Below are 683 nucleotides of genomic sequence, written 5' to 3'. Positions count from 1 at the left end.
AGCCTACGCGATCTTCGAGAAATGATGGCGGAGCGTGGCATTAGTGTCGATCATTCAACGATCCATCGCTGGGTCGTTCATTTCGCGCCGCTGCTGATGGAACGGTTCAACCGGCGCAAGCGCGCCGTGACCGGCAAATGGCATGCGGACGAGACCTACATCAAGGTGCGCGGGCGATGGATATACCTCTATCGCGCCATCGACAGCGTCGGCGACACCGTCGAGTTCTGGTTCAGTGAATACCGGGATTTGCCGGCCGCCAAGCGTTTCTTCACAAAAGCGTTGGCACGCCATGGCCGTCCCGATCGCATCGTCATCGACGGCAGTCAGACCAACCGGGAAGCCATCGTTTCCTGCGATGCCACAAGTCGATTGCAGGATTGCTCCCGGCGCCGGTCGAAGCCGATCCGCATCCGCCAAAGCCAATACCTCAATAACCGCATCGAGCAGGATCATCGGCGCATCAAGCGCCGGGTGCGGCCGATGCTCGGTTTCAAATCGACGCACGCCGCCGCGGTCACCTTGTCCGGCATCGAGATGGTCCACATGATGCGCAAACGACAGGCGCGGTACGCCTTCAATCCGAACCCGTCTCTCGCCGAGCAGTTCGAAATCCTCGCTGCCGCATGAGGTTGCCACCACTCTGGCAAATTCTCTGACCAGACAAAACTTTGCAACGGAAC

The 683-nt window shown here is 59.3% G+C and carries 1 protein-coding gene; it reads left to right on the top strand.

All coding sequences use genetic code 11. The features are described from left to right. The coding region (locus tag NKJ00_RS32195; protein WP_352632609.1) for an IS6 family transposase at positions 1 to 630 on the top strand (630 nt) is incomplete at its 5' end. Positions 631 to 683: the final 53 nt, after the last annotated feature.

The sequence above is a fragment of the Mesorhizobium sp. M0227 genome (assembly GCF_040321855.1).
Taxonomy (GTDB): Bacteria; Pseudomonadota; Alphaproteobacteria; order Rhizobiales; family Rhizobiaceae; genus Mesorhizobium.
Note: the sequence above shows the minus strand (reverse complement) of the source record. Positions and strands in the feature narration are given on the sequence as shown.